Genomic DNA, 21,326 nt, shown 5'->3' with positions numbered 1-21,326 from the left:
CTGCTGCTGTAACGCTGGCGTCCGGAGGCCTAAGCTTTATCCATCCCTTTCTGGCATCTCCCGGAGGCAGCCATGGACGATGGTGTTTTCATGATTCTCTTCAGCCTGCTCGCACTCATCCTGCTCGGCGGCGGCTACTACGCCTGCGTGGTCCTGAACAAGGACCGCCGCGACGTGGAAAAGAACGATCAGCTGCGCTGATCGCCCACCTCGCAGACATCCACCCAGCGCGCCTCGCTGAGGGCGGCCAGCCGCTCGGGCGTGAGGCGCACGGCGCTGTGGATGGCGCCCGCGGCGGGTAGCACCTCGTCGAAAGCCTTGAGCGATTCGTCGCAGTAGACCGGCAGCGGCGTGGCCAGTCCGAACGGGCAGACGCCTCCCACCGGATGCCCGGTAAGGCCTTCCACGGTGGCGGCATCGAGCAGCTTGGCCTTGCCGCCGAAGGCGGCCTTGAGCTTGCGGTTGTCCAGCCGCGCATCACCGCGCGCGACCAGCAGCAGCTGCTGATCCCCTACCTTCAAGCCCAGGGTCTTGGCGATGCGCCCGGGCTCCACGCCATGGGCGGCCGCCGCCAGGGTAACGGTCGCGGTACTGGTCGTGGCCTCGAGGATCTCGAGGTCGGGCGCGATGCGGGCGAGGTGCTGGCGGACGGAGTCGAGGCTCATGGATCTTCCTGTGAGGGGAAAACCCGACTCTCGGCAATCCGCGCCACCCGCGTCAAGGCCGACTCAGCACTCTACGAAGGTCACGGCCAGACCGCCGCGAGAGGTTTCCTTGTACTTGTCGTGCATGTCCGCGCCGGTTTCCTTCATGGTGCGGATCACCTGGTCGAGGGAGATGAAGTGCTCGCCGTCGCCGCGCAGCGCCATCTGGGCGGCGTTGATCGCCTTGACCGCGGCGATGGCGTTGCGCTCGATGCAGGGCACCTGTACCAGGCCACCGACCGGGTCGCAGGTCAGCCCGAGGTTGTGCTCCAGACCGATCTCGGCGGCGTTTTCCAGCTGTGCGGGGCTGGCGCCCAGCACCTCGGCCAGACCGGCGGCAGCCATGGCGCAGGCCGAGCCGACCTCGCCCTGGCAACCCACCTCGGCACCGGAGATGGAGGCGTTCTTCTTGCACAGGATGCCGACCGCGGCGGCGGCGAGCATGAAGCGCACCACATCGTCGTCACAGGCATCGGGATTGAATTTCATGTAGTACATCAGCACCGCCGGGATGATCCCGGCCGCGCCGTTGGTGGGCGCAGTGACCATGCGGCCGCCGGCGGCGTTTTCCTCGTTCACCGCCAGGGCGAAGAGGTTGACCCACTCCATGGCGGAGAGGGTCGAGCCGATGACGTTGGGCTTGCCGATGGCTTGCAAGCTCTGGTGCAGGCGGGCAGCGCGTCGGCGCACCTTGAGGCCGCCGGGCAGGATGCCTTCGTTGGCGAGACCGTTCTGGACGCATTCGCGCATCACGCCCCAGATGCGCAGCAGGCCGCTGCGGATCTCTTCCTCGGAGCGCCAGCTCTTCTCGTTGGCCAGCATCAGCTCGGCCACGCCCAGGCCGTGGCTGCGACAGAGGTGTAGCAGCTCGGCGCCGCTGGAGAATTCGTAGGGCAGCTCGGTGGTATCGCTGTCCAGCACGCCGCTGGCGGCCTGGGCGGCGTCCACCACGAAGCCGCCACCGATGGAGTAGTAGGTCGTTTCAGCCACTTCACCGGTGGTGCCAAAGGCGGTCAGGGTCATGGCATTGGGGTGGTAGGGCAGGCTTTCCTCCAGCAGCAGCATGTCTTCCTGCCAGTTGAAATGGACCGCCTGGCGGCCGGCCAGCAACAGGGTGCGCTCGTTGCGCAGGACCTCGATGCGCGGTTCGACGGCAGCGGGATCGACGCGATCCGGCCATTCGCCCATCAGGCCGATCAGGGTCGCCCGGTCGGTGCCATGACCAATCCCGGTGGCCGACAGCGAACCATAGAGGCGCACCTCGACCCGCTTGACCTGCTCCAGCAGACCTTCGTCGACCAGGCGCTGGGCGAAGAGGGCGCCCGCGCGCATCGGTCCCACGGTATGGGAGCTGGACGGACCCACGCCGATTTTGAACAGGTCGAAGACGCTGATGGCCATGTCGGTAATCCCTGATTGAGCTTGAATAGTTGCCAGACAAGGTGCCGGCGGATGGCTCATAGTGGTGATAAGCCTTCAACTCGCACAAACGAAAGCTTCTAAGCGATCCTTTAGCGGAACTCATCGATGAGCCGGATCCTCAATGCTCAAACCCAGGCCTGGTTGCAGGTGTTCGTCTGCGCCGCGCGCCATCTGTCCTTCACGCGCTGTGCCGAAGAGCTGCATGTGACGCCTGGCGCCATCAGCCAGCAGATGCGCCAGCTGGAGGAGCGCCTGGGCTTCAAGCTGTTCCATCGCGTCGCGCGTGGACTGGAGCTGACCGCCGAGGGCCAGCGTCTGGCGACCACCCTCAACCAGGCCTATGGGCTGATCGACGCCGAACTGCGGCGGCTCAATGCCGGCCAATTCGGCGGCGTGGTGCGGCTCAGGTCGATCCCCTCGTTCCTGGGCAAGTGGCTGACCCCACGGCTGCCGCGGTTGCAGGCACGCTTTCCCGATCTGCAACTGCGGCTGGTGGCCGAGGACAGCAGCTGGTCGCTACGCGAGGGTGAATTCGACCTCGCCATCGATCTCAACGACGGCAGCTACCCGGGACTGGCCTCGACGCCGCTGATGGATGAAGAGATCTTCCCGGTATGCGCCCCCAGTCTGCTGGCGGGACGGCCACCGCTGGAGCGACCGGAGGACCTGGAGTTCTATCCGCTGCTGCACGACATCACCGCCTGGCGCGGCAGCTACGAATACGCCGAGTGGGAGTTCTATCTCGCCAGCATCGGCGCGCCGGCGCTGGATGTGCGGCGGGGCCATACCTTCAACCGCAACCACCTGACCATCGAGGCGGCCATCGCCGGCATGGGCGTGGCCATCGCCCGGCGCGCCCTGATCACCGACGAACTGGCCCGTGGCGTGCTGGTGGTACCGCCCTTCGGCCGTTCGGTGCCGGCCCACAAGAGATACATGCTGCTCTACGCCCAGGGTGCCCTGGCCGATCCCCGCCTGCGCGCCCTGCACGACTGGCTGGTGCAGGAGGTGGATCAGATGGCGCTGGCGCAGCCGGCGTAGGAGCGGTCCACGACCGCGATCGGATGCACCCAGGCCTGGTAGCGAGGGCTAACAACATAAGCCTGAATGAGAGAGGAATCGCGGCCATGGGCCGCTCCTACAGGCTACCGTAGGTTGGGTTGAGCGCAGCGAAGCCCAACAGTGTTTGCCTCGGCACCGGCATGTTGGGCTTCGACGATGGAGCCTTCTCAGCCCAACCTACGGTCGATAGCGGCCAAGCCTCAACGCCCCAACTTGCGCAACTCGTCTGACTCCACCACCCGCACGCCCTGGCTTTCTTCCAGGGCCAGGCGCCACAGGGCGCGGGCCAGGACAGCGGCTTCGATGCCGTGCCATTTGCCGGGCAGCCATTGTGAGAGCGGTGCGGCCAGACGTTCGCCCAAACGCTCTTCCGGGCGCTGGCCGATCAGCAGCGACGGCCGCGCCAGGGTCAGCTGCGTCCAGCCCTGGGCGCGCAGGGCCTCTTCCAGTTCGCCCTTGACCTTGTTGTAGAAGATCGAGGACTGCGAATCGGCGCCGATGGCGCTGACCACGATGTAGTGCCGCGCGCCCAGTTCCAGGGCGCGCTGACCGACCGCCAGGGGCAGGCCGTAATCCACGGCGCGAAAGGCCGCTTCGGAACCGGCCTGCTTCATGGTGGTGCCCAGGCAGCAGAAGGCCACGTCCAGCGGGCCTTCCAGCGTCGGCAGCAGGCTGTTGAGGTCGCCCACCGGGTTGTCCAGCCGAACGTGTTCTGCCAGAGGACGACGAGTGGGTGCCAGCACCCGCGGTACCGTCGGCTCATTGAGGAGGCGGTCGAGCAGGTGTTCGCCGGTCAGGCCAGTGGCGCCGGCGATGAGGGCATGCTGAGGCGTCAGGTACACGGGGCTCTCCTTGTAGCGGCGACCGCTGATGTCAGGTTGGACCTCAGGCGTTCCGGTTGTTCGTCAACGTCCCAGGCAAAGGTGGCACTCAGCGACTCGCGCGCCAGGCGCGCCACTTCTGCAGCACGGCGGGTGGTGCCCAGAGCTGGGGTTCGGATGGGTCGAAGCCTTCGGTCTTCTCGCGCACGGCCACGGTGTCGCGGGCGCGCTGGAAAGCCTGCTCGGGATCGTCGGTGTGCTGGAAGGCCTCGGCGAACAGCGCGCGACCGAAATAGGTAAAATCGGCTTCGTCGGTGCAGCCGAAGGAGGTGCGATCAGCCTTGGAGGCGGTCATCACCAGGGTATGGTCGTCCTGCAACTGTGGGATGAAGCCGCCGCTGTAGCAGCTGGAGACGATGACCAACTTGTCGCGCCCGCGCAGGGGCGCGAGCAGCCGGCCCAGTTCCGCCGCCGGCAGGCTGGAGAGGTCCAGGCCCGGCTGGTCGAGCACCAGTTGATGGTCGGCCGAGCCATGGCTGGTCAGGTAGATGAGGATCAGGTCTTCGGGACCGGTGCGCTGGGCCAGGGCCTGCAGGCTCTGGTAGAGGTTCTCGCGGGTGGCCAGCGGATGGTCGCTGCGGATGTCCTTGGCGTTGATCAGGTGGACGACATCGCGGGCGCCCCAGGTGGTGGTGAGGAAGTTGGCCACGTAGTTGGCTTCACGCTGGAACACGCCCTGACCGCCGTCGCCAGCCAGGACCAGGCCATAGAGCTCGGTAGCGGGAGTGGAGGCCGGGATCTGCTGCAGCTCCTGGTCGAGCACCTTGCCCTGGTCGAGCAGGCCGCGCTCCAGGGGATCGGCGATGTATTGCCCCTGGTCGTCGCGGATGCGCTTGCCGCCTTCCCAGAGACCCCGTTCGAGCTGGCCGTCGGCCCGGGTCAGCACGCCCATGCCGGCATAGACGCCATCGGCGAAGTTGCCGCGGTAGACACTGGCGTCGCTGTTGGTGAGCACGCCCTGACCGTCGAATTTCCAGTTGCGGAAGGCGCCGCGGTACTGGCTGCCATCGCTGCCGACGAATTCGCCGTTGCCGGTCAGCTCACCCGCGCTGAAGCGACCGCGCCAGAGGTCGCCCCCGGCGCTGCGATAGACGCCGGCACCCTCGAACTGGTCGTCGACGAATTCGCCGTCATAGCGATCGCCGCCTGGCTCCTGCCACTGGCCAACCCCATTGAGGTGGCCATCGTTGAAGGTGCCGATGGTCTGGGTCCCGTCGCTGTCCAGCTTGGAGCCCTGACCCTGCATGCGGCCATTGACGAAGCTGCCGTGGTATTCCCAGCCGCTGCTGCTAATCAGATTGCCCTGGCCGTGGTAGAGGCCGCGGCGAAAGGTGCCCTGGTAGTAGGTACCGTCGGCGAACTGCTGCTCGCCCGGGCCTTCGGCCAGGCCATCCTTGAAGCGCCCCTTGAGCCAGTTGCCATTGGGCCACTCGATGCGACCGCTACCGTTGAGCAGACCGCTGACGATCTCGCCGGTATAGACCCCGCCATCGGGCAACCTCACGCTGCTCGCGTTGGGCGCCGCCTGGGCGACGCAGGTCGCCAGCAGCAGCGCGGCGAGGGCGAGACGGTTCAGGAGGGTGCTCATAGGTGGGGTCGGCGGGCGCCCTAGCGCGCCTCGAGCCGGACCAGATGACGCTCCAGCGTCGCGGAGTAGGGTTCCAGGAGACGCTCCACGCAGCTGGCCCCGGCGGGGCTGGCGATGGTGCGGATGCGGGCACGCTTACGCAGCAGCTCGTCCTCGGCGATGCTCTGCTCGACCAGCAGCAGGTTGCGACTGTGGCGGCTCAGTGACTGGGCATTGCGTACGGTGGTGTTGTCGAGCAATTGGGCAAGCTCCAGGCCAGCGAGGCGTTCGCCCTGCGTCAGACCCAGCTGCAGCTGCAGGGTTGCACCGCTGCCGACCACTTCCACCTGCAGCGCATGACCCAGGGCCCGCATGATCTCGCCACAGCAGAGGGCGCGAGTCAGGTAGTCATCGTCGTCGCTGCGCTCGTGGAAGAGGATCAGGCTGCCGCCGTCCTTGAGGGTATGCAGTTCGCCGTCATAGAGCTCGGTGGCCTGCTGCAGGCAGTCGCGATAACGCTCCAGCAACTGCTCGAGGCGACTGCGCGGCAGCCGGCTGAGCTGGTCCTGGGCGCCCAGCTGGATGGCCAGCACCGCGGAGGTGACGATATCGGGCTCGGTGGGTACTACCGGGGCCGGCGTAGGTGGTGGCTCGGTGAAGGAGTCCGGCACCAGCTCGGCGAAGGCATCGGCATCCAGCTCGCTGTCGGCCTCGGCATTGGCCGCCGCCGGTTTGCGTGCAGCCGGCTTGGCGGCGGCCTTGCGCGCGGGCGGTGGCTTGATGCTCAGGCCACCCTGCTCGTCGGCGAAGGGATCGTCGTCCTCGGTCACTTCCGCCTTGGGCGGTTTAGGCGGCTTGGGCGGCACCAGGCGGCTCTGCAGCTGACGGGCCAGATCGCCCAGTTCGTCGAGCCGTCCCGCGCCCGGCGCGGGGTCATCGGGGTCGCGCAGCCAGACGCGCAGCTCCAGCAGCGGAGTCGACAGCTGGCGCCCGAGCCGCAGGCTGAGGATCAGGGTCAGGCCCAGCAGGATCAGTCCGAGCAGCCCCATGTTCTGCAGGCTGATCATCATTGGCTGCTGGAACTGGTCCATGTCCAGCGCCAGGCGCACCTGGCCGGCGGTAACGTCCTGGAAGCGGATCGGCGTACTGTAGATGCCATCGGTAGCGGTCAACAGGCCCTGGCTCGGCCGGGTGCCGGACTCGGCCAGCACCCGGTTGTCGGGGCTGTAGACCGCGGCATGGGCGACCAGCGGATTACGCGCCAGGTTGCTCAGCAGCACGTTGAGGCTGAGGTTGTCGTTGGCCACCAGCAACTCGGCGGCGGAGTTGGCCGTCTGGGTCACCAGGCTCTGGCCGACGGCGTCGGCCTGCTGCTGCATGGCATGGCGGAACTGCATGCTCATGATGCCGGCATAGATCACCAGGGCGGCGGCCACCAGCAACAGGCTGTGGGAAACGATGCGCAAGGCCACCGGCACACGACGCTGGCGCAGGGCTCGGTAGATCAGCAGGAAGAAATTATCGGGCTTGACGGTCGCGGGGCGGGTCACAGAAATCGTTTCTTTGGACAAAAAATGTTCGGCCAGTATAACCAGCGCGCCAGGGGCGCGAAAATGACGAATGCAGGGCTTCGCCCGCAAAAGAGGCCGGCGGTGGGCTCTCGCCGCCAGCCGGTGCCCATGGCTCGGCACCGCTGGAGCGAAAGGGTAGACTGCGCGCTTTTCCGCGAGGGTATCGCCATGCAAGACGTTATCGGACTCCAGGCCGTGGGCACGCTGCCCGCCGATTGGTTGGCTGCCCTCACCGGCGCCCTAGCCGCGGCCGGTGCCCGGCTGGAATCGCTGCAGCAGCAAGGCCTGGACAACGGTGCCGCGGTGACCCTGCTGGTCAGCCCGGCCAGTGCCGGCGCCGCGCTGGTCCAGGCGCTGCAGGCGCTGGATCTGCAGGTGGCGCCCCTGGCACAGCCCGCGCCGGACACCGGCGAAGCCCATGTCCTGACGCTGATGGGCCGCAGCCTGGCCGATCTGCCGCTGACCCGGCTGGCCGCGCTGTGCCGGGAGCAGGGCCTGAACATCCACGCCATCCGCGCCCTGAGCGAGCCGGGCGCGACCGAACGCGCCGCCCTGGAGCTGCGCGTTGTCGGTGAACCGCACGAGGCCCAGGCCCTGCGCGCCGGACTGCTGGCGCTGGCCCAGGAAGGCCAGGCCGACATCGGCTGGCAACCCGACGACCTGCAGCGTCAGCATCGCCGGCTGGCGGTGTTCGACATGGACAGCACCCTGATCCAGGCCGAGGTCATCGACGAGCTGGCCAAGGCCGCCGGTATCGGCGAGCGGGTGGCGGCCATCACCGAGCGGGCCATGCGCGGCGAGATCGACTTCCGTGCCAGCTTCACCGAGCGCATGGCCCTGCTGCAGGGTCTGTCGGAAGAGGTGCTGGCAGACATCGGTGCCGGCCTGCGCCTGACCGAGGGCGCCGAGCGCCTGTTCGCCGAACTGAAGCGGTTGGGCTACAAGACCGCCATCCTCTCCGGCGGCTTCACCTATTTCGCCCGCCAGGTGCAGGCCCGGCTGGGGATCGACTACGTCTATGCCAACGAACTGGAAATCGTCGACGGCAAGCTGACTGGCCGCGCCGTCGAACCCATCGTCGATGCCCAGCGCAAGGCCGATCTGCTACGGGAACTGGCCAGCCGGGAAGGCCTGGAGCTGGAGCAGACCATCGCCGTGGGCGACGGCGCCAACGACCTGCCGATGCTGGCCCTGGCCGGCCTGGGCGTGGCCTTTCGCGCCAAGCCGCTGGTGCGCCAGTCCGCGCGCCAGTCCATCAGTGTGTTGGGGCTGGATGGCGTGCTCTATCTGCTGGGCGTGGAAGATCGTCTTACCCAGGGCTGAGCCTCTCAGCGCGGCCATGGCGGTCCGCCGATGCGGCTGCTCCTACGGGTGTTCGATGTAAACGTAGGGGCGGCCCATGGCCGCGATGCACCTGGCTCAATCAGGATCGCCGCTACTCGGCCTGGAACTCGTAGTCCATCGCCTGGCTGGGTTCCTGCAGGTAGTAGCCCTGGATGAAGTGCACCCCGACCTGCCACAGCTGGGCCAGCACGCTGGCGCTCTCGACGAAAGGCGCGATGGTCTGGACATTCTGGGCGCTGAGGTCGGCGACCATGGCCTTGAGGCGCTCCTGATGGTCCGGTTGCCCCAGGTCCTTGATCAGCTTGCCCGACAGCTTGACGTAGTCGGGCACCAGAAAACGCAATGCGGCGAGTGGCTGATCGCCGCTGGCGAAACCGCTGAGTGTGATCGGATGGCCCTGGCGGCGTAGCCGCTGCGCCATGGCCAGGGCCTGCTCCGGCTGGGCCAGCAGGTCTTCTTCGCTCATCTGGAAGATAACCGCCTCGGCGTCCAGCTGCTGCGCCTCCAGTGTCTTGCTCAGCCAGGGCAGCAACTCCAGATCGCCCAGGGTGGCGCCCGAGAGGTGCACGAAGATGCGGGTGCCATGGCCACGGGCACGGTGTTCGCCAAGCTGGCGCACCGCCTGGTGGATCACCCAGCGATCGATCTGGCCGCTCAGGCCACTGTCACGCGCGGTCCGGGCGAATTCGGCTGGAGAGACTTCCTCGCCCTGGGGGTTGATCAGTCGCAGGAGGGCCTCGTAATACTCATGGCTGCTGCCACGCAGGCCGATCACCGGCTGGAACAGCAGGCGGAAGCCGTTCTGCTGCAGCGCCTGCTTGACCATGGCCACCAGATTGCCGCGATTGGCTGCGGCGGCCAGCTCTTCCTGCGGATCGTAGCGCTTGCAGGCGTTGCCGCCGCGCTGGGCGACCTGGCGGGCGGAGCGGTGCGCGCGGTCCACCAGGTCGCCCGCGCTCTTGGCATGGGTGTCCAGGCCGACCACGCCGATGGAGTAGCTGATGGCCAGGTTACGCCCGGCCAGGGCCAGGGGCTTCCGCTCCTGGCGACCGAGCAGGCGCTCGAAGGTGGTGTCGAGGCTGGCATCGGCCGCCTGCGGCAGCAGGGCGGTAAAGGCGTCGTCGGCGAAGCGCGAGAGGGTGACCAGGGTGCCGAAGTGCTCGCGCAGGCGCTCCGCCAGGGTGACCAGCAATTCGTCCATGGCGTCTATGCCGAGCTCGGCCAGCAGCGTCGGATAGCGGTCGATGCTCAGGTAGGCGAAGCTGGCCGGCGCTCCCAGTCGGGCGCGCTCCAGGGCATCTTCCAACAGGTCGAGCATGCGGCTGCGATTGAGCAGGCCGGTCAGGGTGTCCTGGAAGCGCACCTCGCGCAGCTGCTCCTCGAGGGCCTCGGCCGCGGGGGCCACGCGCGCTTCCCGCAGGTGCAGCTGCACGCAGGGTTCGTCGAGATAGATGGCCGGCGTCAGACGTAGGCGCAAGTCGATGGTACTGCCGTCATGGCGGACGCCCTGGCAGTCCAGTTCCAGCGGGCTGGGATCGTCACGCAGCTGGCGGAAGGCGTCGCGCAGCGCCGGCTGGTCCGCTGCGGCGATCAGATCCATCAGCGGGGTGATTTCCAGATCGTCTGCGGACGGATAGCCCAGGAGCTCCACATAGGCCAGGTTGACGTGGATGTGCAGGCCGTCATGGACATAGGCGACCGCATCCACCGCGTTGGCCAGCAGCAGCTGGCAGCGCTGTTCGGCTTCGGCCAGGGCCTGTTCGAGGCGTCGGCGTTCGTGGCGATCGGCCAGATTGCCCAGTTCGCGCAGGCTGGCCAGCAGCAGGTGCTCGTCGTTGTCACTGGCAGTGGCATCCCGTGCCCCCTGGCGCAGGGCGGTCAGCACTGCCTCTGAATCACCCGGGGCCACCCGCTGGATGATCGCGAGGTGTGGCACCTGCTGACGCAGACGTTGGAGCACGGCGTGGCTGTCGAGCTCGGGAGACGGTGGGGCGAGGATGGCAAGGTCCCAGGACTGGGACAGGAGTTCGTCGAGACCGGCGGGGTCGGCAAGGCGCTGGGCCCGCGCTGCCCGTCCGGCATTGCGGAACAGGCTGACCAGGCGTTCCGCCTCGTTCTGCGATGCTTCGAGCAGCAACAGGCGGATCGCGCTGTGTTCGGCAGCCATGGTCTACTCGCGCCCTGGCGATAACGATAATCCCTGGAAGCTACAGAGACTTCCACAACGAGTCAAAGTCTTCTTCCTGGCGCATGCCGCCGCCAGAGCTACCGCCATTGGCCTGGGCGTTGCTCTGCTCCAGCAGGTGGTATTCGAAGACGCTGAAGCTGACGGTCATGCTGCGGCGCCGGTCAAGCATGCCGCGCTGCTCGTTGCCCTGCTGATTGATCTGCACCTTGCTGCCTTCCTGGAAGGGCAGACGCGGCGCGATCAAGGTCGGCGCCTGGTCGATGGCCTTGATCTCGGGCAGCAGCAGCGCCCGCAGGTACTGGCTGTTCTGCTCGGCCTTGCGCAACAGTTGCAGCCCACAGGGGCGTGCGGTAGGCGCCAGCAGTTCGACACCCATATGGGTACCACTGCCCGGCACCTGGCGTACCCAGCGCACCACTGCCGGGCCCCAGTTGTGATCGTCGGGCAGGCGCACGCCAAGCAGCTCGCCCGCCTGCAGCTGCTCGGGTACTTCGCCGCTCCAGCTCAGGCAATAGCCGCCCGGACTATGGTTGACCACCTGCACCGCATGGATCGGAAAGGCCGGGCTGGCCGTCTCGCCTTCGCCCGGCAGGACGTCGTAGTGGATTTCTTCCAGGTTCTCGGCATCCCAGTCCAGGGCGTCCGGTGCGCGGGGGGCGGCATCGAAGGCCTGCGACCAGACGTCTTCCTTGGGCTTGGGTGCGAAGGTTTCCGGCGCCGCCACGGCGGACAGCCGCAGGGTGTCGGCGAACACCTGGCCACCCGCGAGCTGGTAGTGCAGGGCGCTCATGCCGATGCAGACCTGCACCTGGCCCTGACCGGGCATGCGTTGGAAGGCGCGATCCGCCTCCTGGCCCCAGGCGCCCACCAGGTGTTGCAGCAGGTCCAGGGACAGATCGCCGTGCACCGGCAGTCGGGCACGCGGCCGTTGTTCCGGGGCCAGGGCGAGGTAGTCTTCGATGGCCTGGACCAGTTGTTGCGGCGCCAGGCCCAATAGGCCGCTGAGATTGGCTTCGCGCAGCAGCGAGCGATAGCGCGGCGGGGCGTCGATCTGTGGCGCCACCACCATCAGGGTGCCGTTCTGCTCGGGGGCCTGCAGGCGGACCAGATTGGCCCAGTCGTCCAGGTGAAGCGTCAACTGGGCGATGTGGCTCTGGCGCAGCTGGTTGCAGCGCGCCGCGCCGAACAGCAGGGCGGCGCAATAGGCCTGGGTGATGGTCTGGCTGCCATCGCCGGGCAGCAGCTCATCGCGAACCTTCTGATTGTGCAGGCCGGTGGTCACGGCCAGCCGATAGAGCTGATGCAGCTCCAGCCAGAGGTTGTCGTGGACCGGCGTATAGAGCTGCGCGGCGCGGATCAGCGGCCCGAGCAGCGCCCGCAGGGCACGCTGGATGGCCATGGCGAGCAGGGCGCTGCGTTCGCCACGCTCGCTTTCCTCGACCACGATCAGCTTGTAGCCGGCAGCCAGCAGGTTCTGCAGCGCCTGGCAGAGATTGGCCACCTTGCGCGAGCGTTCGTCGAGCACGATGGCCTGGTTCAGCACATGGCGCTCGAGCAGCTGGCAGACCCGCTGCACGTCCGGGCGCAGGGCCTCGAGCAGGCGCAGGCGGGCCTCTGGCGTCAGGATCAGCCGGTTGAGTTCGAGCAGGCCCTGATAGAGCAGGCGGGCGAACTCGCCCAGCTTGGCCCGTGGTAACTGTTCCAGCCAGCGCTTGAGGCCGGCCGGCGTGGCGTCACAGAACGTCAGGCTGCGCTGATCGGGCGTGGGTACCCGCAACATGAGCTGTGGCCTCTTGCTATCCATTCGCCGCACGCACTCCTGTTTCGATGGGCAATAAACCGCGCATCTAGGCGAGAGGCCCTGGCTCGGAAACGGTGGTCAAGGGGGCGGGCGTGGTCGGAACCCCCAGCAGTTGCCCCATGTTGACGGTAGACAGCGCGCCGAGTTCAGCGGACCAATTCACCGCCTCCGGACCGAACAGCACGATGGCGGTGGAGCCCAGTTTGAAGCGCCCCAACTCGTCGCCCGTGCGCAGGGTGATGGGTGCACGAGCCGCTTCGTCGTAGGCGAAACGCTTGAGTTCACGCTTGGGCGGGGTGACCAGGCCGGCCCAGACCGTCTCGATGCTGGCGACGATCATGGCGCCGACCAGGATGACCGCCATGGGGCCCACGGCGGTGTCGAAGATGCAGACCACCCGCTCGTTGCGGGCGAACAGCTCGGGCACGTTCTCGGCGGTGAGCTGATTGACCGAGAAGATGCGTCCGGGCACATAGATCATCTCCTTCAGGGTGCCGGTGAGCGGCATGTGCACCCGGTGGTAGTCCTTGGGCGACAGATAGATGGTGGCGAAATGGCCGCCCATGAAGGGCGCGGCGCGCAGGCCGTCGCCGCCAAGCAGTTCCAGCAGGCTGTAGCTGTGCCCCTTGGCCTGGAAGATGCGGCCATGCTCGATGCGGCCGAGCTGGCTGATGGCGCCGTCGCTAGGGCTGACCACCACGCCGGGCTCGGCTGGCAGCGGGCGGGCACCGGGCTTGAGGGCACGGGTGAAGAAGGCGTTGAAGTTCTCGTAGGCGGTCGGGTCTTCCACCTGCGCCTGGCGCATGTCCACGTCGTAGTGACGGACGAACCAGCGAGTCAGCAGGTTCTTGAACCAGGGCGCGCGGCACTCGGCGAAACCGCCGACCACCCGTGACAGCAGGTGGTGCGGCAGCAGGTGCTGGGCCAGGATGAACAGTCGGTCTTGCAGTTTCATGAGAGGTCCTTGGCAGTCATTCAATGGGCGTGTCGGGGTGGTTGCCCCATTCGCCCCAGGAGCCGGCATAGGCTTTGACACGCGGATAGCCCAGGGCCTTGGCCGCGAGATAGGTGAAGCCGGATCGGTGATGGGTCTGGCAGTGGGTGATGATTTCCTTGTCGCGAGTGATGCCCAGGCGCTCCAGTTCGGCGGACAGGTCCTCACGGATGCGCAACTGGCGCGCAGCGTCCATGCCGGCGGTCCACTCGAAGTTGATCGCCCCGGGGATATGCCCGCCACGGGCGGTCAGCACCTTCTCGCCGCGATACTCGTCGGCGCCGCGGGCGTCCCAGATCGCCAGGTCCTCGGCGCCGAGCCGGCTCTGCAGGTAGGCGCGACTGGCGGTGGGCTCCTCGTGCAGGGTCAGGGGGACCGGGCTGCCGACCGGGGCAGGGATATCGGTGCTCAGTGGCAGGCCGGCGGCGATCCAGCCCTGGCGACCGCCGTTGAGGTAGTGATAGTGACCGTGACCGATGACGTCGAGCAGCCAGATGAAACGTCCGGCCCAGCCACCGCCTTCGTCGTCATAGACCACATAGACGGCTTCGGGGCGCTGGCCCAGTTCGCCGAACAGCTGTTCCAGGTCTGCCTGGGCGGGCAGCAGGCCGGGCGCCGGCTTGGTGCCCAGCTGGGTGCGGGCGGGCGCGACATGGCGCGCGCCGGGCAGATGCCCCTCGGCATAGTGGGCGGCGCTGCTGAGATCCACCAGGATGAGTTCGGGCGCATCCAGGCGCGCCGCGAGATCGGCCGGCTCGATCACCAGGGGCAGGGCGGAAAAGGGCATCACAGATTTCCCGTCGGTCCGTAGCAAAGGTGAAGTGTACCGAGGTTGACCGGCCAGCGTCAGGTCGGTCGCACCCTGGAACGATTGGCAAAGGTGGCGATGGCGCGCTCGATGCAGGTGAAGGTCTTGTCCAGCGCGGCGGTTCGCCGCGGGTCCGCCGGCTCCAGTTCGCTGTCCAGGATCGCCAGCAGCACCACCCGTTCGCCAAAGCCCAGGCTGCGGAGCCAAAGCCGCTCATTGCTGAACAACCGACGCAAATCGGCCGGCAGGTGCGGGGCGAACCGCGTGCGATTGCCGGCGTCGATGCGCAGCTGGCCGGGGCTGCCAAACAGCTTGGCCAGCAGGGGATGGCTGGCGATATCCAGTTGCAGGCCGGGGGCGTCGTCCAGGCCGTGATGCAGCTGGACATTGCCCTTCTGGCCATTGCGATCCGGGGTCAGCAGCAGCAGCCGGGGCAGGCCGCAGGCCACCAGGGCCTGGCGGGCGCAATCGAACAGTTGCGGCAGGGTGGCGAAGGCACTGGGGGTGTGCAGCAGTTGTTCGCAGAGGCCACGCCAGCGTTGCGCCTGGCTTTCGCCTGCGACCTGTACCTTGGGCACCGGTCGCAGGCGGCGCTCGCCCGGTGGCCAGAGCAGCCCTTCGGCGGGATGCCAGAGACCAGGCCGGGCATGGCGCCGGGCGTCCTGCACGGCGAGTTCGTGGCTGCGACTCTGCACCCGTGCCAGGGGCAGCTGCAGGTAGAGGGCGCTGAAGCGTTGCCAGCGCAGGGTGTGGGCACCGTCCCAAGCGTGGTGGCTCGCCAGGGCCAGGCCATTGGCGAGAAGGATGGTGTTGCCTGGATGGGTCAGCCAGCGCCGTAGATTGGGATCCTCGTCGAGTCGCTGCTGGTGCTGCAGGGGATCCTCGTCATGGGCGATATGCAGTGCCCTCACCAGCTGGCGACGATCCTCGTCCAGCAGGCGGTAGCCTTCCACGATCCAGTCGGGCAACTGCCAGTGACGGGCCAGCGCCTGGCACAGGCGAATCGCCGGTATGCCCAGCAGCTCGCGCTCGACCTTCGGCGCCGGTTCGCCTTCGCCCAGCACCCGGCGTTCCCACTCCTCGAAGAGTTCGGGGTAGCGGGTCACCAGCGGCCAGAGCGGCGCCAGAAAGAGCAGGGCGGCCAGGCGGATGTCCGGCCACAGCCGCGCCAGGGGCACGCCGAACAGGCCCATTCCCAGCGTCATGGCGTGCTGGCTCACCAGGCACAGCTGCCGCAGCGGCCGCGGCAGGCGCTCCTCGGACAGGGTAGGCTGGCGAGCGATCAGGTATTCCGCCGGGCCCAGGCCGACGCGGCCGAGCACGGCTTCGAGGCTGGCCGCGGGATCGCCAAGGCTGGCATGACCGCGATTGGCCTCGCGCAGCAGGGCCAGCGCCAGCGGCGGTGACTCGCAGAGACGCTCGGCGATTTCATGCAGCGCCAGACGGCCATCGGCCAGGCTGCGGCGCAGGCGTTCCGCGGTGGCGGTCGCCACCGGCAGGCGCACGCCTTCCAGATGTTTGACCCAGTCTTCGACGGTGTTTGGGCGGCTGGACATACGACGGTCGCCTCGAAATTTGATGAAAGGCCTTCAGTCCGGGGCGCCGGGTCCGATAAAGGGGCGTGAGGGTGAATCCCCGGCTCAATTTTCCTTAGCACACAGTATTCCCAACCATGGCAAAAATCATCGGCATCATCGTGATATTCGCGGCTGTCCTCGGCGGCTACATCCTCGCGCATGGCAAGATCGCCGCGATCATCCAGCCGCTCGAGGTCCTGATCATCGGCGGTGCCGCCCTGGGGGCCTTTCTGCAGGCCAACCCCGGCAGCACCTTCATGCAGGTGTTCAAGAAGTCGCTGAAAATGTTCGGCAATCGCTTCACCCACGCCTTCTACATGGACGTGCTCAAGCTGCTCTACGAAATCCTCAACAAGAGCCGGCGCGAGGGCATGATGTCCATCGAGGCGGACGTCGAGGATCCCAAGGCCAGTCCGATCTTCAGCAAGTTTCCGAACATCCTCAAGGACGAGCGGATGACTGCCTACATCGCCGACTACCTGCGGCTGATGTCCTCCGGCAACATGGCGCCCCACGAGCTGGAAGGCCTGTTCGACATGGAGCTGGCGGGCATCAAGGAGGACCTGGAACATCCCTCCCACGCCGTGTCTCGCGTCGCCGACGGCCTGCCCGGCTTCGGTATCGTGGCCGCGGTACTGGGCATCGTGATCACCATGGGCATGCTTGGCGAGGGCGACCAGGCGGCCATCGGTGGTCACGTGGGCGCGGCGCTGGTAGGTACCTTCCTCGGCATTCTCGCGGCCTACGGCTTCTTCGGTCCGCTGGCGACCTGCCTGGAGCACGACGCCAAGGAAGAACTCAACGTACTGGAGGCCATCAAGGCCTGCCTGGTGGCCGCCGCCAGCGGCATGCCGCCCACCGTCGCCGTGGAATTCGGTCGCAAGGTGCTGTTCCCGGCGCACCGGCCGTCCTTCAGTGAACTCGAGCAGGCGATGCGGGGCAGCTGATGGACAACAACCAGCCGATCATCGTCAAGCGCATCAAGAAGAGTGCCGCCGGTCACCACGGTGGCGCCTGGAAGATCGCCTTTGCCGACTTCGCGACCGCCATGATGGCGTTCTTCCTGGTGCTCTGGCTGATGTCCTCGGCCACTCCCGAGCAGAAGAAGGCCATCGCTGGCTACTTCCAGGACCCGATCGGCTTTACCGAGAGCGCCAGTCCCTATGTCATCGACCTGGGCGGTACCCCGACCCCGGCGCCCGATCGCACCCTGAACCCCGAGATCCAGGCGCAACCGGATTCGACCCAGAACAAGGTCAATCCGGACATGCAGGAGCGTGCCGATCCCAACGAGTCCAATCGCGTCGAGCCCGACCCCACCCAGGCGCTCGATCCGTCCGACAAGCGCCAGCCCAACGACGCCGCGCAGCAGCAGAAGGATGCTGCCAACCAGGCGAAGATGGATCCGAGCCAGGCGGAAAAACTCGCCGAGCAGGTCGAGAAGGAGCGCCTGGAGCTGCTGCTGCAGGAGCTGCAGAACAAGATCGAGCAGAATCCGGAGTTGCAGAAGTTCAAGGATCAGATCCTGCTGGAGATCACCCAGGATGGCCTGCGCATCCAGATCGTCGACGCCGACAACCGGCCGATGTTCGACTCCGGCAGTCCGCGGCTGAAGTCCTACTTCGAGGACATCCTGCTGGCCATGGCCGACACCATTCGCCAGGTCCCGAACAAGATCAGCATCAGCGGCCATACCGATGCGGCGCGCTACAACGGCAAGGGCGATTTCAGCAACTGGGAGCTGTCCGCCGGCCGCGCCAACGCAGCGCGGCGGGCACTGATCGCGGGCGGCTATCCCGAAGACCAGGTGGCGCGAATCGTTGGCTATGCCTCTTCGGCACCCTTCGATCGCGAGCATCCGCTCAATCCGGTCAACCGCCGCATCGACATCATCGTGCTGACCAAGAAGGCGCAACAGGCCATCGAAGGACGGGCCGGGGGCAATCAGGCACCCAAGCCCGCGGCCGGCTCAGCGCCAGCCGCCAGTAGGAGCGGAGTCTCCAGTGGCGGCGTTTCCGCCACCGGCAACCTGGCCCAACCTATCAATAACGCGGCTTTCAAGCAGCAGGTCAATGCCTTCGATGCCGGCGTCATCCAGGGCAAGCCCTAAGCGACCGCCCGGATCGATAGGAAAATTCGCTGCTAGCGTTCGGTTTTTTCGTCCGTTGCGGCGCGGATGGGTCGTTATGCTGCAGGGGTTTCATGCTGGATCGGGCACCTTGCGCCCTGGCGCGCGGTCTCTCGATCTCCGATCCCCCTGCAGGAGCCTCATGATGAGCAACGCCTTTATCGACACCATCAAGCGCCGCCGTAGCCAATACGCGCTGGGCAAGAACCTGCCGCTGGCCCAGGATCAGGTCACCGCGCTGATCCAGGAAGCGGTCAAGCTGTCGCCGTCCGCCTTCAACTCGCAGAGCTCGCGGGCGGTGATCCTGTTCGGCGCCGAGAGCGACAAGTTCTGGGGCTTCGTCATGCAGGCGCTGCGGCAGATCGTGCCGGCCGACGCCTTCGCCGCTACCGAAGGCAAGATCAACAGCTTCTCGGCCGGCGCCGGTACCGTGCTGTTCTACGAGGATCGGCATGTCGTTGCCGGCCTGCAGGACAAGTATCCCGCCTATGCCGACAACTTCCCCATCTGGTCGGAGCAGGCCAGCGGCATTGCCCAGTTCTCGGTGTGGACCGCCCTGGCCAATGCCGGCATCGGCGCCAGCCTGCAGCACTACAATCCGCTGCCTGACGCCCTGGCCGCTGCCGAGTGGCAATTGCCCGACACCTGGCACCTGCGCGCCCAGATGCCCTTCGGCTCCAACGAAGGCGACTTCCCCGAGAAGGGCTTCATGGACGATGCCGAGCGTTTCCGCGTCTTTGGCTGATAGTCGTCGATCGATAAAAAACGCCGGGCTTGCCCGGCGTTTTCGTCAGTAGCGTGACTCGCCTTCGAGGCTAGCCAGGATGTGCCGGTAACTGGCCATCCGCTGCGGATGGATATCGCCGCGTTCCAGGGCGGCGAGCAGGGCGCAGCCGGGTTCGCGCTCGTGCTTGCAGTCGCGGAAGCGGCAATGGCCGAGGTAGTCGCCGAATTCCTTGAAGCCGGCCTCGACGTCGTCGCGGCTGACGTGGCTGAGGCCAAATTCGCGGATGCCGGGTGAGTCGATCAGATCGCCGCCATCGGGAAAGTGGAAGAGCCGGGCGGTAGTGGTGGTGTGGGTACCCTTGTTGGTCAGCTCGGACAGCGGCCCGACGCGCGTATCGACGCCCGGCAGCAGGGCGTTCACCAGCGACGACTTGCCCACGCCGGATTGGCCGACGAAGACACTGACGTGCTCGTCCAGGGCGCTCTTGAGCTGGTCCATGCTCAGGCCGTTGTGGGCCGACACCTCCAGCAGCGGATAGTCCAGCTCGCGGTAGATGCCCAGCAGGTCGTCCAGCGCCGCGCCGTTGTGCTCGTCGATCAGGTCGGCCTTGTTGAGCAGCAGCAGCGGCTGGATGCCGGCATGCTCGGCGGCCACCAGGTAGCGGTCGATGAGGTTGGCGTGGGGCGTAGGCAGCGGGGCGAAGACGATCACCAGGCGGTCGACGTTGGCCGCCACCGGCTTGAGCTGACCGCGCATGTCCGGCCGGCAGATCTCCGAACGGCGCGGCAACTGGGCGACGATGACGCCATTGCCCTGGATGCCGGCGCGAAACACCACCTGGTCGCCCGTGACGAGGGTCGGCAGGTTGGCGCGCAGGTGGCAGCGCTGCAGCCGGCCTTCGCCATCTTCGACCTCCACCTGAACGCCGAAGTGGGCGATCACCTGGCCCTGTTGTTCCGGGCCGAGATCGCCGCCTTCCAGTTCGTCGACCAGCTTGGATTCGCGCTTTTCCGCGCGAGCAGCGCGTTCAGTCTGGATTTTTTCGATCCGCCAGCTCTGGCGACGGGTCAGGTGGCGTTTGGCCATGGGAAGTCCGCAGGTTTCAGGGTCGAGGAGTCTAGCATTGGCCGCCTCTCGCGGATTACCTAAACTTGGTCCACCTCGTCGCTCTGGAGCCCCCATGCTGGCCCATCTCGCCTCGCGCTATCCCCTGTTGCTGGCCGTGCTGGTGCAACTGGCCGCCCTGGTGCTGGCGGTCGTCGGGCTACGACTGTGGGCCGGCTTCACCGGCCAGCGGCCGTCGCTGCTGCTGCTGGTGTGCCTGCAGGCGGTGCTGGCGGCGCTGCTGGGCGAGCGCCTGGGCCTGGCGCGCTGGTGGGTCTTCATCAATCTGCTGTTCGCTCCGGCGCTCTACCTGGTCAGTGGTCGCGGCCTGTCGGCGGGTATCGCCGCGCTCGGCTTCCTGCTGCTGCTGTTGCTGAACTGGAACAGCCTGCGCGAGCGGGTGCCGCTCTATCTCACCGGCCGCCAGACCCGCGAGCGGCTGGCCGAACTGCTCGCCGAGCGCGAGCCGGGCTTTCGCTTCGTCGACCTCGGCTGCGGCCTGGGCGATACCCTGGTCGACCTGTCACGGCGCTTTCCGCAGGCCACCTTCGTTGGCGTGGAGACGGCGCCGCTGAGCTTCGCCCTGGCCTGGCTGCGCTGCCTGCCACGCCATAACTGTCAGGTACGCTATCGCGATCTCTGGCGGGTGGAGCTGGGCGAGTTCGACATCGTCTACTGCTTTCTCTCGCCAGCGCCCATGCCGCGCCTGGGCGACAAGGCTCGCACGGAGCAGCGGGCCGGCAGCTGGCTGATCAGCAACACCTTCGAGATTCCCGGCCAGCCGGCGGACAGGGTGCTGGAAGTAGGTGACCTGCGTGGCAGCCGGCTGCTGCTCTGGCGCCGGTAGGTGCGCGGCAGGCGCACTGCTACACTGGTGCCATCATCAAGGAGTTCACCATGACCACCCCCAATCCGCAGCACCTGATCTGGATCGACCTGGAAATGACCGGCCTGGATCCGGATCGGGACGTGATCATCGAGATGGCCACCATCGTCACCGACAGCGACCTCAATGTGCTGGCCGAGGGCCCGGTGCTGGCCATCCACCAGTCGGACGAGATCCTGGCCGGCATGGACGAGTGGAACACTCGTCAGCACGGTGGTTCGGGGCTGACCCAGCGGGTGCGCGAGAGCACCGTCGATACCGCCCAGGCCGAGGCCCTGACCCTGGAATTCCTGCAGCAGTGGGTGCCCAAGGGCAAATCGCCGATCTGCGGCAACAGCATCTGCCAGGATCGCCGCTTTCTCTATCGCCGCATGCCGGAGCTGGAAGCCTACTTCCACTACCGCAATCTGGACGTCTCCACCCTCAAGGAGCTGGCCGCGCGCTGGGCGCCCCATGTGCGTGACGGCGTGAAGAAGAGCGGCAGTCACCTGGCGCTGGACGACATCCGCGATTCCATCGCCGAGCTGCGGCACTACCGCGAGCACTTCATCAAGGTCTGATG

Annotated in this window: 19 protein-coding genes; 8 read left to right on the top strand and 11 right to left on the bottom strand. The window is 66.9% G+C overall.

Annotated features, from left to right (window positions below; genetic code table 11):
* Positions 1-72 precede the first annotated feature (72 nt).
* The gene (locus PJ259_RS13815; RefSeq protein WP_257721101.1) at positions 73-201 is read left to right on the top strand and encodes a hypothetical protein; all 129 of its coding nucleotides are present in this window, start codon (positions 73-75) and stop codon (positions 199-201) included.
* Here PJ259_RS13815 and PJ259_RS13810 read toward each other — a convergent pair.
* Both PJ259_RS13810 and PJ259_RS13805 read right to left on the bottom strand, forming a co-directional pair.
* A complete protein-coding gene (locus tag PJ259_RS13810) occupies positions 189-665 on the bottom strand; it encodes a YbaK/EbsC family protein (protein ID WP_271653231.1) in 477 nt (158 codons plus the stop codon). The genes PJ259_RS13815 and PJ259_RS13810 overlap by 13 nt on opposite strands.
* A 63-nt stretch (positions 666-728) precedes the next feature.
* On the bottom strand, positions 729-2,105 hold the full coding sequence (locus tag PJ259_RS13805) for an L-serine ammonia-lyase (protein WP_271653230.1): 1,377 nt from the start codon (positions 2,103-2,105) through the stop codon (positions 729-731).
* Positions 2,106-2,231: 126 nt separating this feature from the next.
* Here PJ259_RS13805 and PJ259_RS13800 point away from each other — a divergent pair, with 126 nt between their 5' ends.
* The gene (locus tag PJ259_RS13800; protein WP_059316417.1) at positions 2,232-3,167 is read left to right on the top strand and encodes a LysR substrate-binding domain-containing protein; all 936 of its coding nucleotides are present in this window, start codon (positions 2,232-2,234) and stop codon (positions 3,165-3,167) included.
* A 221-nt stretch (positions 3,168-3,388) separates the two neighbouring features.
* Here the strand turns inward: PJ259_RS13800 and PJ259_RS13795 are convergent, their stop codons facing one another.
* The 3 genes from PJ259_RS13795 to PJ259_RS13785 all read right to left on the bottom strand — a co-directional run bounded on the left by PJ259_RS13795 (position 3,389) and on the right by PJ259_RS13785 (position 7,186).
* A complete protein-coding gene (locus PJ259_RS13795; RefSeq protein ID WP_059316416.1) occupies positions 3,389-4,030 on the bottom strand; it encodes an oxidoreductase in 642 nt (213 codons plus the stop codon).
* Positions 4,031-4,118: 88 nt separating this feature from the next.
* Positions 4,119-5,657 carry a C13 family peptidase gene (locus tag PJ259_RS13790; RefSeq protein WP_271653229.1) on the bottom strand — a complete coding sequence of 513 codons (1,539 nt, stop codon included), beginning with the start codon at positions 5,655-5,657 and terminating at the stop codon, positions 4,119-4,121.
* A gap of 20 nt (positions 5,658-5,677) precedes the next feature.
* Positions 5,678-7,186 (bottom strand): AhpA/YtjB family protein, encoded by a 1,509-nt coding sequence (locus tag PJ259_RS13785; protein ID WP_271653228.1) that lies wholly within the window; start codon positions 7,184-7,186, stop codon positions 5,678-5,680.
* Between the two features lie 189 nt (positions 7,187-7,375).
* Here PJ259_RS13785 and serB point away from each other — a divergent pair, with 189 nt between their 5' ends.
* Positions 7,376-8,530 carry a phosphoserine phosphatase SerB gene (gene serB / locus PJ259_RS13780; RefSeq protein ID WP_059316413.1) on the top strand — a complete coding sequence of 385 codons (1,155 nt, stop codon included), beginning with the start codon at positions 7,376-7,378 and terminating at the stop codon, positions 8,528-8,530.
* 112 nt (positions 8,531-8,642) lie between these two features.
* On the opposite strand, the gene PJ259_RS13775 is transcribed toward serB, so the two are convergent.
* The 5 genes from PJ259_RS13775 to PJ259_RS13755 all read right to left on the bottom strand — a co-directional run bounded on the left by PJ259_RS13775 (position 8,643) and on the right by PJ259_RS13755 (position 15,898).
* Complete coding sequence (locus PJ259_RS13775; RefSeq protein ID WP_271653227.1) at positions 8,643-10,718, bottom strand: GGDEF domain-containing phosphodiesterase; 2,076 nt, start codon at positions 10,716-10,718, stop codon at positions 8,643-8,645.
* 40 nt (positions 10,719-10,758) lie between these two features.
* Positions 10,759-12,519, bottom strand: coding sequence for a hypothetical protein (locus PJ259_RS13770; protein WP_059316411.1), 1,761 nt, complete (start codon positions 12,517-12,519; stop codon positions 10,759-10,761).
* Between the two features lie 67 nt (positions 12,520-12,586).
* Complete coding sequence (gene asd / locus PJ259_RS13765; RefSeq protein WP_059316410.1) at positions 12,587-13,495, bottom strand: archaetidylserine decarboxylase; 909 nt, start codon at positions 13,493-13,495, stop codon at positions 12,587-12,589.
* Between the two features lie 16 nt (positions 13,496-13,511).
* Complete coding sequence (locus PJ259_RS13760) at positions 13,512-14,324, bottom strand: rhodanese-like domain-containing protein (protein ID WP_271653226.1); 813 nt, start codon at positions 14,322-14,324, stop codon at positions 13,512-13,514.
* 56 nt (positions 14,325-14,380) lie between these two features.
* Positions 14,381-15,898: an HDOD domain-containing protein gene (locus PJ259_RS13755; protein WP_271653225.1), complete on the bottom strand. Its 1,518-nt coding sequence runs from the start codon at positions 15,896-15,898 to the stop codon at positions 14,381-14,383.
* 116 nt (positions 15,899-16,014) lie between these two features.
* On the opposite strand from PJ259_RS13755, the gene motA reads away from it, so the two are divergent.
* The 3 genes from motA (at position 16,015) to PJ259_RS13740 (ending at position 18,792) form a co-directional block, all read left to right on the top strand.
* Entirely contained in the window at positions 16,015-16,866 is an 852-nt protein-coding gene (gene motA / locus PJ259_RS13750) for a flagellar motor stator protein MotA (RefSeq protein ID WP_271653224.1), read from the top strand.
* On the top strand, positions 16,866-18,029 hold the full coding sequence (locus tag PJ259_RS13745) for a flagellar motor protein MotB (RefSeq protein WP_059316406.1): 1,164 nt from the start codon (positions 16,866-16,868) through the stop codon (positions 18,027-18,029). The genes motA and PJ259_RS13745 overlap by 1 nt, the downstream gene beginning before the upstream one ends.
* A gap of 163 nt (positions 18,030-18,192) precedes the next feature.
* Complete coding sequence (locus PJ259_RS13740; RefSeq protein ID WP_271653223.1) at positions 18,193-18,792, top strand: nitroreductase family protein; 600 nt, start codon at positions 18,193-18,195, stop codon at positions 18,790-18,792.
* A gap of 45 nt (positions 18,793-18,837) precedes the next feature.
* On the opposite strand, the gene rsgA is transcribed toward PJ259_RS13740, so the two are convergent.
* Positions 18,838-19,860 (bottom strand): small ribosomal subunit biogenesis GTPase RsgA, encoded by a 1,023-nt coding sequence (gene rsgA / locus PJ259_RS13735; protein ID WP_271653222.1) that lies wholly within the window; start codon positions 19,858-19,860, stop codon positions 18,838-18,840.
* Positions 19,861-19,954: 94 nt separating this feature from the next.
* Here rsgA and PJ259_RS13730 point away from each other — a divergent pair, with 94 nt between their 5' ends.
* Together PJ259_RS13730 and orn are read left to right on the top strand one after the other, a co-directional pair.
* Positions 19,955-20,725, top strand: coding sequence for a class I SAM-dependent methyltransferase (locus PJ259_RS13730; protein WP_271653221.1), 771 nt, complete (start codon positions 19,955-19,957; stop codon positions 20,723-20,725).
* A gap of 50 nt (positions 20,726-20,775) precedes the next feature.
* Positions 20,776-21,324, top strand: a complete 549-nt coding sequence (orn, locus tag PJ259_RS13725) for an oligoribonuclease (protein ID WP_059316402.1) — start codon at positions 20,776-20,778, stop codon at positions 21,322-21,324.
* Positions 21,325-21,326: the final 2 nt, after the last annotated feature.

Source organism: Pseudomonas sp. JBR1 (genome assembly GCF_028198185.1).
Classification (GTDB): Bacteria; Pseudomonadota; Gammaproteobacteria; order Pseudomonadales; family Pseudomonadaceae; genus Chryseomonas; species Chryseomonas oryzihabitans_E.
Note: the sequence above shows the minus strand (reverse complement) of the source record. Positions and strands in the feature narration are given on the sequence as shown.

Excerpts from the sequence above, each read along its gene's own strand:
- PJ259_RS13815 (WP_257721101.1), top strand. The coding sequence starts at position 73 with ATGGACGATGGTGTTTTCATGATTCTCTTCAGCCTGCTCGCACTCATC.
- serB (WP_059316413.1), top strand. The coding sequence starts at position 7,376 with ATGCAAGACGTTATCGGACTCCAGGCCGTGGGCACGCTGCCCGCCGAT.
- PJ259_RS13755 (WP_271653225.1), bottom strand. The coding sequence starts at position 15,898 with ATGTCCAGCCGCCCAAACACCGTCGAAGACTGGGTCAAACATCTGGAA.
- orn (WP_059316402.1), top strand. The coding sequence starts at position 20,776 with ATGACCACCCCCAATCCGCAGCACCTGATCTGGATCGACCTGGAAATG.
- PJ259_RS13810 (WP_271653231.1), bottom strand. The coding sequence starts at position 665 with ATGAGCCTCGACTCCGTCCGCCAGCACCTCGCCCGCATCGCGCCCGAC.
- PJ259_RS13790 (WP_271653229.1), bottom strand. The coding sequence starts at position 5,657 with ATGAGCACCCTCCTGAACCGTCTCGCCCTCGCCGCGCTGCTGCTGGCG.
- PJ259_RS13775 (WP_271653227.1), bottom strand. The coding sequence starts at position 10,718 with ATGGCTGCCGAACACAGCGCGATCCGCCTGTTGCTGCTCGAAGCATCG.
- PJ259_RS13740 (WP_271653223.1), top strand. The coding sequence starts at position 18,193 with ATGAGCAACGCCTTTATCGACACCATCAAGCGCCGCCGTAGCCAATAC.
- asd (WP_059316410.1), bottom strand. The coding sequence starts at position 13,495 with ATGAAACTGCAAGACCGACTGTTCATCCTGGCCCAGCACCTGCTGCCG.
- PJ259_RS13800 (WP_059316417.1), top strand. The coding sequence starts at position 2,232 with ATGAGCCGGATCCTCAATGCTCAAACCCAGGCCTGGTTGCAGGTGTTC.
- motA (WP_271653224.1), top strand. The coding sequence starts at position 16,015 with ATGGCAAAAATCATCGGCATCATCGTGATATTCGCGGCTGTCCTCGGC.
- PJ259_RS13805 (WP_271653230.1), bottom strand. The coding sequence starts at position 2,105 with ATGGCCATCAGCGTCTTCGACCTGTTCAAAATCGGCGTGGGTCCGTCC.
- rsgA (WP_271653222.1), bottom strand. The coding sequence starts at position 19,860 with ATGGCCAAACGCCACCTGACCCGTCGCCAGAGCTGGCGGATCGAAAAA.
- PJ259_RS13745 (WP_059316406.1), top strand. The coding sequence starts at position 16,866 with ATGGACAACAACCAGCCGATCATCGTCAAGCGCATCAAGAAGAGTGCC.
- PJ259_RS13730 (WP_271653221.1), top strand. The coding sequence starts at position 19,955 with ATGCTGGCCCATCTCGCCTCGCGCTATCCCCTGTTGCTGGCCGTGCTG.
- PJ259_RS13770 (WP_059316411.1), bottom strand. The coding sequence starts at position 12,519 with ATGTTGCGGGTACCCACGCCCGATCAGCGCAGCCTGACGTTCTGTGAC.